The sequence below is a fragment of the Hyalangium sp. genome (assembly GCF_045802625.1).
Classification (GTDB): Bacteria; Myxococcota; Myxococcia; order Myxococcales; family Myxococcaceae; genus Hyalangium.
Genome location: NZ_JBJMQP010000039.1, coordinates 74,695 through 89,579 on the forward strand (window position 1 = coordinate 74,695; position 14,885 = coordinate 89,579).

Genomic DNA, 14,885 nt, shown 5'->3' on the forward strand with positions numbered 1-14,885 from the left:
GTGACAGGGGCTCTCGGCCTCTCAGTCGCCGTCAGACTGGTCCGCGCTCCCCCCCGTGAGATCCGGGTGACCGTGCGGATCCCGGGTCCGCCCGGCGGTCGCATCCGGCAAGACCAGCGCCGGGTAGCCTCCTCGGACCTGCTCCAGCTCCTCGGCCAGCACGCGCCCCAGCACTCGGCCCGGTTGGTTGCTTTGCTGCTTCATCTCGATCTTCTTCATGTGATGCCTCCGTGCGAGTGGCTCCCGAATGGAGCCATGAAGGACTACGGAGGCCCCCACGAAGGTGGATGGCTTGGGGGAAAAACCACGCCGGGCCTGCTCTCCCGTCGAGACGAGAGCGCAAGGCTCGCCCGCGCGCTTACCGCCAGGGGAGCCCTGCACGGCGAGAGGATCTTCACCTCCAACTCCACTCTTATGCTGGCGCACCTCGGGAAGAGCTATGAGGCAGCGCTCCCCATAAGGATGTCTCGATGACGTCTATCAAGTCACCTGCTGGGTCTCGATACCCACCATGTCGATGACCCGCTGACAGATCCTGGCAGCCTCTTTGGCGGTGGGGGCGGTCGCGATCACATACCCCGACCGATCCAAGGATTTCCGAACCGGCCGGACCACCGAGCCTGGACGCAATGGTAGATGCAGTGCAACGACTCCTGGCTCGATCCGGGCGTACTCGACTCCGGACACCTTGCTGACAACCCCTGGCTGCGGTGTGAAATACCGGATGGCCGCACCACCGAATGGCGCGGCAGCCTGGATGGGCGGCTCAATGAGGCCGCAAGGCCAGCCAACGGCGAGCTCGTAGAGGTCGACCCCAGACGACAGCCTCACCAAGACCGGAAGCCAATCTCCGGCCAGCCGGTTGTGTGTCTCGATTATCCGTGGTCCCTGGGGCGTCAACTTGAGCTCTGTGTGCGCTGGACCGTCGGAGATACCGATACAATCCAGAAACTCTCCGGCAAACTTCACAACCCCAGCCCTCTCCGACTCCGACAGGAGGGCGGGCATTTCATGCGCAATCTCGACGTAGGGATTTGCACTGCTCTCGAAGTACTTTGTCTCTTCGTTGATACCAAACACGAAGTGCTTTCCGTTGAACGAAAAACTCTCAACCGAAAGCTCCCGGCCCTCCAGGTATTCCTCCATGAGGAAGTCACCAGCGAACATGGCCACTGTATCGGCCAGGTTCGTCTTCTCCTCGACACAGGCGACCTGCTGACTCCCCACTCCATCACGAGGCTTGATGATGAATTTGGAGCCCACCTTTTCCCGGAATCGTACCAGATCCTCGACGCTTCGTCCGAGAGCCGCCTTCACTACATCAAATCCAGCCGCGGAAAGGGCTTGCCGCATGGCATGCTTGTCGCGCGTTCTCTCAACGACCTCAGGGGACAAAGCTGGGAGCCCCAGCGCACGGCTCAGCCGCGCCGCGGGCATCAGCCCATACTCCGTCAACGAGATGACGCGGTCCAGAGGCTGCGTACGGTGGATGGCCTGCGCGATGGGCTCCAGCAGAGGGTCCTTCTCGTAGTCCATGACGAGCACGTGCCCAGCCATCTGGAAGAGTTCGTCTTTGACGAGCTCCCGCTTCTGGACGACCACCGTAGCGACTCCCAGGCGGTTCGCACGATCCAAGAGGTGAAACAATGCATCTCCGCCACCAACGATCAATACCCGCTTCTCTTTCATTTCCACTCTCCATGGGACTGCCTTCCTCAAGCCGCTACCCACCCTGTGGCATCAGCTTGAAGAGAGTTCGGTTTGGAAGAATCGAACCATCACCTCTGGGCAGGTCAGCCGGATGAGCTGGATAAATCCCTCGCAAATCTCCTGATTGAAATCGTGCCTGGTTTGAGCGTTGCCCAGCACGACGCAGAGAAGCGAGCGGGTCCCGTTCACGATCCGGAAGTCGTGGGCATCTACGTCGCGCCGCCCCAGCCACGCCAACAAGCGACCGCCACTGGAATAGATGAGATCCCCGCATTGCACCCGCTGGGGCTTGTTCTTGAACAAGGGGATGATTTCTTCCTCGCCCTTACCGCGGCTTACCACCATGTCATCACGAAGTCCGGACGCATCATGGAGGCCAAGCCCTGAGCAATACATGGCACTCATCACGTTGCCCGCATCGATGATGTTGTTATATCGCGGGAACCCCTTCCTCGTGATGCTCTCGATCAACCGGTGTCCAGCGGGGAGTTGCTGAGGATATCCCAGCGCCTCGAATAAAGTGAAAAAGCCAGCCGCTTCAGGGCGCAGCAAGGGAACGCCAGCCTGGACCATCGCGACGGCTTGTGCCACCAGCGGATCAAGGGGCTCCAATCTTCCTTCCCGCACGGATATGCCATCAATGATACACGCTACAGGGTTCCTGATCCCGAGTTCGTAGGCATCCCTGTGCAAGATGAGTTTCTGCATTCGTCCATTCTCGCAATTGCAATCATATCCACTGGATTAGAGATCGAAGCGGTAACGTACCTTCATCATGAACAGGCTGATTGTGGAGTACCTGAAGGAGTCGCGCGCAAGGAAGCCATATGGTCCGTCCGCAGTGGCATCGCCGCCACGGGAATACACCAGGAATAGATCGGAGAGAGGGGCGAACTCGTAGCGATAGCGAATCTGGAGGGCAAGAGTTCCCTTGAAGATCTCCGGGGCTGGAGGGCTATCCAGCGCCTGAAAAAGACGTCCATCGCCGCCGATCTCCCAGTTCGAGCGGGGCTCCGCGCGCAGGCCGAGCCACTGCACGCTCAACTTGAGTTGTTGACGCGGCGAGAACAGGGCACTCACGTCAAGGCGCGGCGTTATCTGGAAGCCGTTGTATGTCGCGAACGTTTGCTCCCTCTGCCAGACCAGCCAACCATCGAGCCTATCAAGCGCCACCTGGGTCTCCATGCTGAAGTGCCCTGAGGGGTTTAGCTTGAGCACAAGGTTCACCGACTCTGAGAACCCGCCCAGATCTTCGCCGTGTCCTTCCGCGACAACTCCCAGAATCCATTGCTTACTCTTGTCGGACCAGGCCTCGATCCTGGCGTCCGGCCGAGCCGCGACCCGGAAGGCCCCATTGCCTCGGCTGTTGCGATCATCCCAGTGCCGCGGCAGGTAACCGACCTGGACATCAATGACAGTATTTCCGCGAAACGTCAGCTCTTGCAACCCTTGAAACAGGGTGTCCACAAGCTGCTGGTGAGTGTTCCATCCGTGCTGCGTCAGGAACTCGGTTCGGATCTCCTTGAGCAGTCCATCCAATGCGCGCGTCCGCGTGTAATGATACTCGAACTGCGAGAGAGCATTCCGCCGGAGAAATCCGAAGTCGTTCAACTGCAGGTTGGCGCCGTAGTGCTCGATCGCGAGCGCATGGACATCCCCCGCCGTGGGCGTCAGCGTGGTTTCCAGCCACGCGCCGTAGTCCCTCTGACCCGCGCGCCAGCCGAAGATTCCCTGCCCATCGGTCTGCCACCTGCCATCCTCCGTGTGGAAGTGGCCATCCACCGCGCTCACCACCGCGGCCGCCAGTGGTGTTTGGACTATCGTGCCGAGCAGACCGATGGCTCGATATCCGCCACCCTGGCTCTCGAAGAGCAGGCGCCCTGCGCCGAACTTCCGCCCCTTGATCCTGGCATTCGTTATCTCGTCACCGAGCCGGACCGTGTAATCCGCACCGGAATCAGCCGCCCCCATCAACCCGTACTGCACATTCCCAGCCTGGCCAGCGATCTTCGCGGCCCCCAGAATCTCTGACGCGCCGGGCAGCCCTTCGGCTTGTGCGCCGTCCGGCAGCGTGGGCGCGTCGGGTGCAGCTCCAATGCGGCGCGTGTACACCGCGTTGACGCGTCCGGTCTGGAAGATGTCTTGCCCTTCGGTGAAGAATGGCCTCTTTTCCGGGAAGAAGGTTTCAAATGCCGACAGGTTCACCACCAGCTCATCCGTATCCACCTGCCCGAAGTCAGGAAGAATAGTCGCTGCAAAGCGTGTCTGGGCTGTCGGGTTCCAGAAGGCATCAATGCCAGCCCGAAACCCTGGCTTCATCCCAACCTGGTCGTAACGGGGGGCGGTATACGGGTATAAAGCGATGTTGGGGCGAGGCTCGACATCCTCGACCACCATGGGCTGGAATGCTGACAGAAACCGGGGGCGCGTCAGCGGGAGGGCGGGCCAGGACCAGCGCTCGTTCAAGGCCGAGACCCAGCGGGCGAGATAGAGCCCGATGAGCCGGCTCTTGCCCTCGCTGCGAGGCATGGCAAACATTGACCACGGAAGAAAGGCCTCCGCGCTCCACCCATCCGGTAGCGACTTCGTCGCCCGCCGCCATGGCCCATCCCAGTTCCAGTTGTAGCGCCGCTCCGGCAACAGCGTGCTGTCCGCCGCCGATCCGCCCAGGAAGATACCGAACATATAGCCATACCGCCCGGTACCGGTCGGATCAATCCCTATCTGAATGAAATCTCCTTCCAGCCAGACATCATGGGGACTCAGGCGCAAGACCTGTTGGTCGAACGGTTGTTCCGACCAGACGCCAACGTAGATGCCCTTCTCGGTGTAGAAGATCTTCGCGTGCGTCTGGTAGAGGGGCTTGCTCCCTGAATCGGGAACCACGACGGCGAACTCGGACACGTCAGCCGCGCTGGCCCAGGCGGGTTCATCCAACCCACCATCGATTTGAATCTGGGCTGTGTCCTCAGCGATGCGCGGAGGCTGTAACGTCCCCGCCGCGTTGATGAAGCTCGCAATGAGAAGAGTTGGCAAGATCATTATAGGCCCCCAGAGCAGATCTCGAACTTGAGCGGGCCTTCGGATGCGCTATGGCTCATGGTGCCATCTCGGAATGTGCTCCTCTATTTGGTGGTCGCGGCAAGCGTGACGAGCCGCACCTGGCGCGTCATGAGCAACAATAGGCTTGCGGCGATACCTATCCCAGTCAACACAAACATGGGCCCCGCCTGTTCAGTTCCCATCCGGTCGAGAGCTAGCGCCAGGGCCAGGGGGACCGCGGCCTTCAGCAGTTGGAAGACAATGGTTGTCCGTCCAGCCCACTCGACACCTTCCTGATCGCTGGTAACATTCTCGAAGATGAGTTTCCGCTGCCAGATGCGCAGGGTGTTGAACGAATAGCCGATCATGAACGCCAACCCCGCGGCGAAGACGACACTGCCCGTGGCGCAGAGGCCGTAATCCGCAATAGCAATGGCGAACACGGACAGGGTGACATTCCAGCGCTCACCTCGCCGCTCGGCCACGACCATCGTGGCGAGTAGCGCCCCAAAACCTGCCGCTGCGCTGACCAACCCGTAGTCGCTCACCGCCCACTGCTTCTCTTTCTGCAGAATGATGGGAATGAGGTAGTTGTACGCCCCGAGGTGCACGGTGAGTACTGCAATTCCGATGAGGGCGAGCCAGAGGATAATGGACCGGGACGTGTCCGCCCGCTGCGCAGCGGTTGTCTGGTGCGACGCCCCGCCAGCACCCTGCCCGGCGTGGGTGCTCTCGAGTTGTTCTGCGCTCCCACGGAGTAGAGCCGGAATCAGCGCTCCTACGGCCAAGGTGCCAATGAGGACCGCGAAGGTCCACTTGATACCCGCTCGCTCGTGGAGCAATCCTCCGAGAGCCCCACCCACGAAAGCACCGAGTTGGATGCCCGCCTGCGAGATCCGGGAGGCCTCCTTCGCCGACAGCACCTTGCGCAAAGCCAGTCCCGCCATCGTGCTCTCAAGCGACTGCTGCGCGATGAAGGCGGTAACCGTGAAGGCCCCCGCGATGCCGTAGAGCCCCCATATGGACAGGGGCGAGGGGAGTAGCAAGCCTGTCAGGGCAACCAGGAGACCCGCGAACCGGGCTGCGGCGAACGCACGCAAATTCTCGTGGGCAATCCAGTTCCTCATCCGCGGCAACAATAACTGGATTGTATAAGGCACCGCGCTCATCAATGCCAGGGTCAGCCCCAGCGGGAGGAAAGACTGGCTGCTCGACAGGGCTGTCCAGATCAGCGCGACGGTCAGCATGGTATCGCCGGACAGCGTGATCGCCAGCAGCAGGATGAGCCATGTCTTTCCCAGCGTCACGCTGACTCACCTGCGAGGACGAGCCCAAGTTCCTGCTCAAGCTCAACCGCCCGCCGCTCGGCAAGCGCGATATCGCCTGGCTCCCTGTATTTTCCCTTCACCGAGAGCAGGCCGGCGATGTCGAAGCCCTTCGGAGCCGAGTGAATGACCGAGCCTACGGCGGCGGCCGGGTAGTAGGCCGTGAACGCGTCCGCTCCCCCTGCCTTGCCGGCGTGGTTCTCCACCACGCGCCCGTTCCGATAGACGAACTTGACACAGGTGGCCATCCGCGGTGCCGAGCGGCGTAGCGCATATTCCCGCAGTGGCGCCAACTCCGGGATGCATGACACAATGTGGGCTGCGACGAGATCAATCAGGTACACGTCCCGGATGTTGCGGTAGACATGCCCGCCACTGATTCGCGGACTGAACTCCACGACGCGATACTCGCCACGCACATCTTGCCGAAGCTCGACATTGAACAAGGCGTTCTCCAGGCCGAGCGCCTCACAGATCCGTGCCGCGAGGCTGGCCAGCGCCGGCTCCGCGTCTGGATGTTTGAATGGGAGCGAATAGAGATCCTCCTCGAAGAAGGGGCCGGGCATTCGCATTTTGTTGTGAATCCCCCCGAGGTAAAACCGGCCATCAACCACGACCCCGTCCAGGGTGACCTCGTTCCCAGGCAGGAACTCCTCGACGAGAGCGAATGCACCAGCGCTCCCCTGGTAGTAGTTCCCAGCCCCACTCCGGGCGAGCTCCTGTATGGACTCAAGGCGCGCGCTCAGCGCCTCCTCATCGGAGACCAGGGCCACCTGGATGCTCGACGCGGCCCGGGTCGGTTTTACGACCACGGGATACCCCATGCGCCGAGCCGCGGCGCAGGCGTCAGCAATTCCGCTGACCTCGATGGACGCCGGGCTCGGCAATTTGTGCTGTGCCAGAAACCGGCGCTGCTGCGACTTGTCTCGCGCGGTCATCGCGGAGGAGAGAGGCGTGGTCCGGGCCCCCAGCTTCGCATTGATGGCGGCGCAGACCTCGATGTCGGTCTCCTGGAATGTCACCGCGAACCGGATGCCGTGGGCTTGGCAATGCTCAAGCCCGAGTTCCACCGCGCGCGCCTTCGCCTCCCCGGATATGACAACCGCAGTGGCGAACCGGGCGTCCTCGGCCGCTTGTGGGACTTCGGTGAGGAGGTGGATGCTCAAGCCGAAACGCCGCATCGTCTCGATGTGGTCACCATGAATCCGGTAGCCTTTCCGCATCACCAGAAGTATGCTTGTCATTCAGGAACTCGCGTGAAAAGGAAGGAAATGGAATTACCAACCCGGACTGCTGGCAATGCCTTCTCCAGCAAGGTCTTGACCCGGCTGTGATGACCGTGCCATGGACACACGATCGTGCCCTGCTCGTTGTTGCACGTCCCGAGACTCAGCGGTCCTCCGCGATGAGCGCAATAGTCTGGAACGACGAAGAGATTGTCGCGCCAATTGAGAATGAATAGACGCTGGCCGCTGACATGGAAGGGCCCCCTCTGGTTGCTGGGGAGCGTGTAGATCTCGCTCGATCCGTCCCTGATCATTTCCGCCGCCGTATCTTCTGGACGCGGTAGGTGCAGGTATCACCGAGGACGCGGGTCCCGTGCAACCTTCCCGCAGGAATCACGATGCTGCTGCCGGCCTCGAGCACGATGGGATCAAGGCCAGCGAAGAACTCAAGTGCCCCCTTCTCCACCGAGAACAGCTCGTCGTCATCATGAATGTGAGCAAAAGAAAGCTCACCTGCTGGCTCAGTGTGCGTGAGGGGCGCGTCTCCGGCCGACTCGTAAGAGGCCGCATCGGCATGGAGTCCTTGGCCGCGCTGCTGCTCCAAGCTCTCGATGAACGAGACCTGCTCTAGGTAATCTTGATCCGCGCGCCCTTGAAGGAGGCGGAACGATTCGAAGCCAATCAGGATCTCGGGAATCACCTGAGGGCCATGCATTTCGATGGTCGGCTTGATGATTGTGTCAAGCACCATACGGCGATGGTGCTTGTCGATATGCACGTGCTCATCGAAGTAGGCCGTGTCCACCTTGCGTCCAAAGGCCCCCTTAAGCGATTTGCTCATCGCCTGGTTGAAGTGGGGGATTGATGCCTCGGTGTAGTAGAGGGCACCGATGTAGCGGAACCAGAGATTCTTGTTGGAACAGATGTAGTGGAAATAGTTCGTCAGAGCCAACGAGCTTGGCAGATAGTGGAAGTAGTAGGTATGTGCCTCGGGGCTGAGCCCAACCGACGTGCAGCAACTCTCGAATAGGGTCGAGTGCTTCTTGCTGTGAACACCGTATCCATACTCGTCGATGAAGACCTTCATCAACTCCGACTGGACCGGGCCATAATTCCCGAGCATGGCTCGCGCCATCGCTGAAGCCTCACTCAGGAAGTCTGAGGCCTGTTGGATCAAGAGGTACTTCAATGCTCTTGGAGGATCGTTCTGCGCTTCAATACGCGCCGTCAGGCCACAGGGCTCGCTCTCGTAGCGCTTGATGACCCCGACAAGATAGTCCTCGAGCCGCTCCCAATCCCATTGGCCCGTGACCTTCACTTCTTCGTCCAGGCAGGAGAACGCGGCCCTCTCGATATTGGCGCGCAAGGTCTGGCCCAGAGAGACTGACTGGGTGTCATAGAACGTGCGGAAGGCCGCCATGTCTTCTTCCCCAAGCCGCCGCCGAGGAAGGAAGAGCATCGACTGCTCATAGATATTCAGGAGGATCCGATGGAGCATCAGCGAGCGGTTCGACGTCAACTCGTCCGCACGCAAGGGTTTCGTGATGTCCAGGGCGGGGAGATCCTGGGCACGGAAGGGCCGATGCCACGGCGTGGGTGGAAGCATCGCCGCTGAGAGGCGAAATGCCGGAGAGGAAACGTATTCTTGAATCGCGAGCATGGGCCTATGCCTGTATTTCGTACCCTTGGAATTGTGTGTATTCCCACCTCATTCAGATGGTCACCGTACAACGAGCCCAGCGACGGCCATGTGATGCGCATGTCAAGTCGGGAACAGCGCAAAATCCCGGAAGCCGTCCTCTGAACCCGTCTCATTCACGACCTGGTTCCGCCCACAGCAGCCGGAAGCCGCATTTTCGGCCTCGGCTGTGTTCTTGCACGGAAGTCACCATGCACCCGATGGGTAACGTGCATGATGGAGCCATGAAAGGAGAGAAGGTTTAAGGGCTGCTCCTTGACGGCCGTCAGCTCAAGGGTTCAGGCCATGGTTGAGCACGGAGATCAGGGGGAGGTCTCTTCTGCCCTCCTGTGAACCCTTTCTTCTCCCTGGACCACCCGGCATGAAAAATCATGCCCATCTTCATGGACGGGTAACATCTCCGCGGCGAGGAGACGTACAGCCTCGAACCGCTGCATGTATGGAATGGACAGGAACGAGTGTATGCGGCGAATCGCCCTGTAGTAACTCTTGGCCTTCTGGTCCCTCTCTAGACCGCGCATGGCGCGCCCCACGGCTGAGATCCAAAGACGGCGCTCGCAGGGGTTGCTCGCGGCCATGGCTTCATCGATCGCCGAGTCGAGGCCTTCCGTGGACGCCATGGCGTGTGTCGCGACGGTACGGGTCCGGGCCTCAAGGACTTCTTCCAGGACTTCCCGGGCGCGAGAATGCACGCTCCACAGTGCATCAGCGATATGCAGGCCCTCGTCGTGCTTCGCAATACTGCGAACAATGCCTATGAGGTAGGCTCCAGCTGCTTCGGCGGGCAAAGTGCCTGCGGTGAGCTTCCCCTCATAGGCCGCCATGCCGGCGAGCACCGCATCGAGTGGGTAGGCGCACAGGGCTGCGGCGATGCGGCCTCCCGCATCTGGAATTGCAAGCCGGGCCAGCCACGCCTCGACGACGGCGGAAATGCCCATCTGCCCGGAGAGCACCTGCCCGTGCTTCGGGCGGGAGACTCGTAACGCACGCTTGCGCAATGCGGCGCAGGCCACCTCGCGCAGTTCCGCGGACATGGCGCGCGTGTCCAGATAGAGCGCGACGCGAGCGCTTCCGCCCCGATCCCGCCGAGGGCGATGATTCAGGGTCCGCGCCCACCCTTGGACCAGGATGCCCAGGAATTGCCGCGCAAGGTCCCGCGTGTTGTCCGCGTGGAGGGTGAGCTCTGGCATGGCCTGGGAGAAAAGGCCAAAAGCGCCTTCCACATGGCCCTTGCTTTGGGGCCTGCCCCGTGCCGCGTAGGTCAGGAGGGTTGTGGCCCTCAGCCGCTCGACCGTGGACGAGTGGTTGCACGCTTTGTTGTCGAGTAGGAGCGCGAGCGGCGGCTGACCCGCCGTGGCCACTGCATCAGCGAATGCTTCGGTAACGGCACGGCCATCCTCGCAGTCACGAAGGGATGCACCCAGGATCGCGCCGCTGTGGGTGTCCACCACCAGTTGCAGGTTGAATGCGAATACCTGTCCATTGATGCGCAGGGACAAGCGCTTCCCGTCGGTCACCCACTGTGCTCCCGGGAAGAAGGTCTCGAATGAGCCGTGGGGTGCGCGCCCTCTGCGCGGACGGCTCGCTCTGCGTCGGGGAGACCGCAGCCCGTATTCCGCGAGCAACGCAGCAATGCGTGAGCGCTTCCAAGGCAGGGCCAGGGCCCGCTGCACGTAGTCGCAGAATCGGGTCAGCGAGCCGCGCCAGGACAGCCATGCCCGAGCGATGGGACCCAACTCGCGCGGCACGCTGACGCTATCAGGTTTGACCGGGGGCGGTCGGATGGGAGTCTGCGCGTGCAGCCACGCGCGCAGCGATGATACGGGCACCTGCACCGCCTCGGAGAAGGAGCCCAGCCCCAGGCTGGAGTGTTCCGCATGGAGCGCCAGTACATGCGAACGAAACGCCTCGTTGTATTGGCGCCGCTCGCCAGTGCTGCACACGGCGCCGGGGTTGTCCATGAGGAAGCGCAACACCCGCTGGGAGAGCGCGGCCGTGACAGTGTGCTTGGGCTCGGTTCGCGGCCGGCCGACTGGGCGGTCCAAGCGGCTCACGAGGCGCAGTATCTCGCTACGGCGTACATAGGCCTGAGCTGCCCCCGCCCCCGTGGAGTTCAGGATGGAGTCGACCGTGGAGTGCGGCAGCCCCATACGTGCTTGGATCTGCCGCGCCAACAACAGGATGCCCGCGAGCATCGAGCCCGACACATCGCTCGTTGCGTCCCTCATGCAAGCCCCGATCGGAACATCACGCTACACGCTCCCCCTCTTCTCGATAACGAGGATCCGTGCCTCTCCCAGAGGGTGGGCCACATGCTCATCCCCCGCCTGGGCATGGAACACGTCTCCAGCGAGCAGCGGGATGATGCGCACCACCCCGTCCTGCTTGACGTGCATGTCGACGGCGCCATCAAGGACGGCGAACACCTCCTCACCATCGTTGACGTGCCACATGTAGGGCTCGTTGGCCCAGTGCATGCGCACCGAGATACCATTCATCTCGGCGATGTCCTGAGCGTCCCAGGCCTGCTTGGCTCGAAAGTCCCGGCTCCGGAAGTGTCGCATCCGCCTCTCGCTCCCCTGGGCATGTCGGCCCGTTAGGCTCATAGCACTCCGTGGCCAGGCGCGTAGCCATTGCCCACCAGCATGGTGCAGCGCTCCTAACAAAAGCCCGGAATGGAGCGTCCTTCCAGGGGGGAGCTATCCCCTCTGAAGGGACTTTGGCCAGGAGCGCTCAGTGCTGTGTCACACAGGGCGATTCCCGACAGCGCAGCCAGCGCCTTCTAGTAGTAGGTGTAGGACAGGCGGACGTAGAAGTAGCGGCCCATATAGTCGTAGGTGGTCGCATCCGAGGACGCGAGGAACCCGTTGTACACGACGGCCGGACGGGCATTGAAGACGTTGTTCACGCCGACCTGCGTGCTGACGTTGCCCAGCTTCGTCGCGAGGTCGTACCCCACGTTGGCGTCAAACGTGTAGTAGTTGCTCACGTCGCGCAAGACGGGCGGCGGGGCATCCTCGTGGATCTGGCAGTCGTTGTTCTGGCACTCCTCGAAGCCTTGCACGAAGCGCATGCGAGTCGACGCGCTGAGCTCGTCCCGGGCCCAGCTGGCCCCCAGGATCGCCACCCACGGGGTGTGGACCTCCTGGAGATCATAGTTGCCCTTGGCATGCAGCACCGTGCCGCCCGCCAGCGTCCGGTCGAACTTCTGCAGCCACGTGGCGTCCCCGCTCAAGCCGAAGCGGCCATAGCGCGTCTGCGGCGAGTAGCGCAGGGCGATGTCCACACCGCCCGTCTTGTCACCGCCCACGTTGGTCAGCGGATCATTGACGGTGGTGATGAGGCCGTTCGAGCCGCGATGGATGAGATCGCAGTACTGCGGCGTCGTGCCGCCCGCGGTCGGGTAGCAGGCGTTCAGGATGACGTCCGTGCCCAGGTTGGTGATCGACTGGCCGACGGAGATGTTGAAGTAGTCCACCGTCGCCGAGACGTCCTTCAGGAAGCGCGGCTCGAGCACCACGCCCACGGTGACGATGTTGGCCGTCTCGGGCTTGAGCGCCGGGTTGCCGCCCAGCAGGGTGCGCTCCTGGGCGCGCGGATCCGACAGGCCGTCCGGGACGCCCTGTGCGTCACAGGCGGCGTCCACCGGCGAGCCCTGCTCGCGATCCGAGCACGGATCCTTCACCCCCACGAAGCTGTCCGTCTGCCCCAGGTAGAGCTCGTTCACCGACGGCGCACGGAACGCCGTGGAGTACGTGGCGCGCAGCGTGAAGTCCGGAATGGGGCTCACGCGGCCGCCGAACTTGTAGGTGAAGTCCGAGCCGAAGGTGTTGTAGTTGAACGCGCGCGCGGCACCCGTCACCTCGACCACGTCGCGCAGGTCGCCCGTGTCCGGGTTCGTCGCTCCGAGCACCGGCACCGAGAGCTCCAGGTAGCCCTCGTTCACGTAGTAGCGGCCCTCCGTGGCGGCCACCTTGTTGCCCGTGGTGTCACCCACGGCCGTGAGGGGATCCGGGATGAAGGCGCCACCCTCGCGGCGGTGCTCGTAGCCCACCGCGAGCCCCACGGCCCGAGCACTCGGGTTCACCTTGAACAGCTCGCCCGCGAAGTTCGCCGTGATGGCGGTCTGATCGGTGAAGCCGCGCGCCGTGCCGCGGAAGCCCAGGTAGTTCACCGCCTCCTGCGAGATGGAGCCGGGGCCACCGAACAGGTTCAGCGGAGAGCAGCCATCCTGGATGGGCGCCTCGGGGGTGCCGCACACGGCCTCGCCCGTCGACGGATCGACGAAGCTGGGGCCCAGCGCGTTCTGCAGCCGGCTGCGCCGCAGCGTGCCCTGCTTGGTCTCGATGCCCTGGGTGCGGCCATAGTTGTAGGCCACATCCCAGCGCCAGTCCTTCAAGGGCCCGAAGCTCTCGTCCAGCCTGCCCTCCAGGCCGGTGACGATGCGGAACGTGGTGATGTCCTGGGCGAAGGCGCGGTTGCCGAACTCCGTCATGCGGCGCAGCACCTCCACGGTGTCCGGCGTCATGTCCACGCCGAACGGGTTGTAGACGTTGGCGGCGGAGACGGTCAGATCCTCACCCGCGGTGCTGAGCGGCTCGGGAGCGAGCTGCTGGGAGGAACGCCGGTTGGTGTAAGAGGCCTCGTAGAAGGCCCGCGAGTTCGTGCCCAGGCGCAAGCCACCGGTGGAGTACACGTGAGCCCGCTGCGAAGGCGTCACCAGGTAGTTGGCGGGCTGGTAGTTGTACAGGTCGCCGCCCGCCTCCGGCACGCCGGCCGTGTAGTTGAACTCCCGCCACCCGTTGGCCCCGCGGAAGAAGGCATCCACCCCCGGGTTGTTGGCCAACAGATCGTTCCAGGTCGCATTGCCCGGCACGGTGGGGTCGTACACGAAGAAGGCGCCCTCGGGCACGTACACGCTGCCCGAGGTGGAGACCTTCCGGCTGTTCCAGTTGTAGCTCCGGGCGTAATGGCTGAAGTCGCGATCCCCGGCGAACACGTCCTTCTGGGTGTAGTAGCCCGCCGTGAAGAGGATGTTACCGCGCTCGGTGCTCTGGCCGGTGGTCATGCTCAGGTCGTACAGCAGACCATCGGCATGCGTGGAGAGGCCCGAGTAGGCGCGCAGCTCCGTGCCGGAGAAGTCCTTGCGGGTGATGATGTTCACCACGCCCGAGATGGCGTCCGAGCCGTACACCGCCGAGCCACCGTCCTTGAGAATCTCGATGCGCTCGATGGCGGCGGTGGGGATGGCGTTCAGGTCCACCGTGGCGTCGGCGCCGGTGCCGCCGGCGACGTGACGCCGCCCGTTGAGCAGCACCAGCGTACGGGCCGTGCCCAGGCCGCGCAGGTTCACGCGCGTCTCACCCGAGCCGCCGTTGTTCACCTGGGTGTTGGTGGCGTTGGACTGCTCCGGGAGGTTCTGGAGGATCTCGCCGATGGACGTCTTGCCCGTCTTCTCGATCTGCGTGCGATCGAGGACGGTGACGGGCGCGGCGGTGGTCAGCTCCTTGCGCGGGATGCGCGAGCCGGTGACCACCATCTCCTCGACGTACTCCTCTGGAGGCGGCTCCTCCTGCGCGGGCTTCGCGGCGGCCTTGGGCTGAGCCTTGGGCTGGGCACTCGGCTTCTGCGCGGGATTGGGCTGGGTGGCCTCGACGGGCTGCTGAACGGGCGTGGCCGCATTGGGCTGCGCCGGCTGCGCGGTGGGCGCTGCCGGCTGGGGCGCGGGCGCCGGGGCAGGAGGTGCCGCTTCCTGCGTGGTCGCCGGAGTGGCACCGGGCGCGCTCTGCGCCGCGGCCACCCCGCCAGTCCCCGTGACGAGGACGGCCACTGCCAGAACCGTGTTTCTGCGAGCTGACTGCTTCGACACCTGAGACCCCTTGC

At 63.0% G+C, this 14,885-nt stretch carries 12 protein-coding genes; 1 reads left to right on the forward strand and 11 read right to left on the reverse strand.

What is annotated here, in order from left to right; all coding sequences use genetic code 11:
- Nucleotides 1-21: 21 nt before the first annotated feature.
- Nucleotides 22-219: a hypothetical protein gene (locus ACJ8AT_RS06470; protein WP_407736736.1), complete on the reverse strand. Its 198-nt coding sequence runs from the start codon at nucleotides 217-219 to the stop codon at nucleotides 22-24.
- 36 nt (nucleotides 220-255) lie between these two features.
- Here ACJ8AT_RS06470 and ACJ8AT_RS06475 point away from each other — a divergent pair, with 36 nt between their 5' ends.
- The gene (locus ACJ8AT_RS06475; RefSeq protein ID WP_407736737.1) at nucleotides 256-474 is read left to right on the forward strand and encodes a hypothetical protein; all 219 of its coding nucleotides are present in this window, start codon (nucleotides 256-258) and stop codon (nucleotides 472-474) included.
- Nucleotides 475-480: 6 nt separating this feature from the next.
- Here the strand turns inward: ACJ8AT_RS06475 and ACJ8AT_RS06480 are convergent, their stop codons facing one another.
- From ACJ8AT_RS06480 to ACJ8AT_RS06525, 10 genes are all read right to left on the reverse strand, one after another.
- Nucleotides 481-1,689, reverse strand: a complete 1,209-nt coding sequence (locus ACJ8AT_RS06480; protein WP_407736738.1) for an ATP-grasp domain-containing protein — start codon at nucleotides 1,687-1,689, stop codon at nucleotides 481-483.
- Nucleotides 1,690-1,740: 51 nt separating this feature from the next.
- On the reverse strand, nucleotides 1,741-2,418 hold the full coding sequence (locus tag ACJ8AT_RS06485) for a phenylalanine--tRNA ligase beta subunit-related protein (protein ID WP_407736739.1): 678 nt from the start codon (nucleotides 2,416-2,418) through the stop codon (nucleotides 1,741-1,743).
- Nucleotides 2,419-2,454: 36 nt separating this feature from the next.
- Nucleotides 2,455-4,752 carry a DUF5916 domain-containing protein gene (locus ACJ8AT_RS06490; protein WP_407736740.1) on the reverse strand — a complete coding sequence of 766 codons (2,298 nt, stop codon included), beginning with the start codon at nucleotides 4,750-4,752 and terminating at the stop codon, nucleotides 2,455-2,457.
- Nucleotides 4,753-4,835: 83 nt separating this feature from the next.
- Complete coding sequence (locus ACJ8AT_RS06495) at nucleotides 4,836-6,059, reverse strand: MFS transporter (RefSeq protein WP_407736741.1); 1,224 nt, start codon at nucleotides 6,057-6,059, stop codon at nucleotides 4,836-4,838.
- Nucleotides 6,056-7,321, reverse strand: coding sequence for an acetyl-CoA carboxylase biotin carboxylase subunit family protein (locus tag ACJ8AT_RS06500; protein WP_407736742.1), 1,266 nt, complete (start codon nucleotides 7,319-7,321; stop codon nucleotides 6,056-6,058). The genes ACJ8AT_RS06495 and ACJ8AT_RS06500 overlap by 4 nt, the downstream gene beginning before the upstream one ends.
- Entirely contained in the window at nucleotides 7,318-7,617 is a 300-nt protein-coding gene (locus tag ACJ8AT_RS06505) for a Rieske (2Fe-2S) protein (RefSeq protein WP_407736743.1), read from the reverse strand. The genes ACJ8AT_RS06500 and ACJ8AT_RS06505 overlap by 4 nt, the downstream gene beginning before the upstream one ends.
- Nucleotides 7,614-8,963 carry an iron-containing redox enzyme family protein gene (locus tag ACJ8AT_RS06510; RefSeq protein ID WP_407736744.1) on the reverse strand — a complete coding sequence of 450 codons (1,350 nt, stop codon included), beginning with the start codon at nucleotides 8,961-8,963 and terminating at the stop codon, nucleotides 7,614-7,616. The genes ACJ8AT_RS06505 and ACJ8AT_RS06510 overlap by 4 nt, the downstream gene beginning before the upstream one ends.
- Before the next feature lie 341 nt (nucleotides 8,964-9,304).
- The gene (locus tag ACJ8AT_RS06515) at nucleotides 9,305-11,230 is read right to left on the reverse strand and encodes a hypothetical protein (protein WP_407736745.1); all 1,926 of its coding nucleotides are present in this window, start codon (nucleotides 11,228-11,230) and stop codon (nucleotides 9,305-9,307) included.
- Between the two features lie 24 nt (nucleotides 11,231-11,254).
- On the reverse strand, nucleotides 11,255-11,566 hold the full coding sequence (locus ACJ8AT_RS06520; protein ID WP_407736746.1) for a hypothetical protein: 312 nt from the start codon (nucleotides 11,564-11,566) through the stop codon (nucleotides 11,255-11,257).
- 218 nt (nucleotides 11,567-11,784) lie between these two features.
- Nucleotides 11,785-14,832, reverse strand: coding sequence for a TonB-dependent receptor domain-containing protein (locus tag ACJ8AT_RS06525; RefSeq protein WP_407736747.1), 3,048 nt, complete (start codon nucleotides 14,830-14,832; stop codon nucleotides 11,785-11,787).
- Nucleotides 14,833-14,885: the final 53 nt, after the last annotated feature.

Bases quoted from the DNA above. Each gene is read 5' to 3' on its own strand.
- ACJ8AT_RS06470 (WP_407736736.1), bottom strand. From the start codon at position 219: ATGAAGAAGATCGAGATGAAGCAGCAAAGCAACCAACCGGGCCGAGTG.
- ACJ8AT_RS06475 (WP_407736737.1), top strand. From the start codon at position 256: ATGAAGGACTACGGAGGCCCCCACGAAGGTGGATGGCTTGGGGGAAAA.
- ACJ8AT_RS06480 (WP_407736738.1), bottom strand. From the start codon at position 1,689: ATGAAAGAGAAGCGGGTATTGATCGTTGGTGGCGGAGATGCATTGTTT.
- ACJ8AT_RS06485 (WP_407736739.1), bottom strand. From the start codon at position 2,418: ATGCAGAAACTCATCTTGCACAGGGATGCCTACGAACTCGGGATCAGG.
- ACJ8AT_RS06490 (WP_407736740.1), bottom strand. From the start codon at position 4,752: ATGATCTTGCCAACTCTTCTCATTGCGAGCTTCATCAACGCGGCGGGG.
- ACJ8AT_RS06500 (WP_407736742.1), bottom strand. From the start codon at position 7,321: ATGACAAGCATACTTCTGGTGATGCGGAAAGGCTACCGGATTCATGGT.
- ACJ8AT_RS06505 (WP_407736743.1), bottom strand. From the start codon at position 7,617: ATGATCAGGGACGGATCGAGCGAGATCTACACGCTCCCCAGCAACCAG.
- ACJ8AT_RS06510 (WP_407736744.1), bottom strand. From the start codon at position 8,963: ATGCTCGCGATTCAAGAATACGTTTCCTCTCCGGCATTTCGCCTCTCA.
- ACJ8AT_RS06515 (WP_407736745.1), bottom strand. From the start codon at position 11,230: ATGAGGGACGCAACGAGCGATGTGTCGGGCTCGATGCTCGCGGGCATC.
- ACJ8AT_RS06520 (WP_407736746.1), bottom strand. From the start codon at position 11,566: ATGCGACACTTCCGGAGCCGGGACTTTCGAGCCAAGCAGGCCTGGGAC.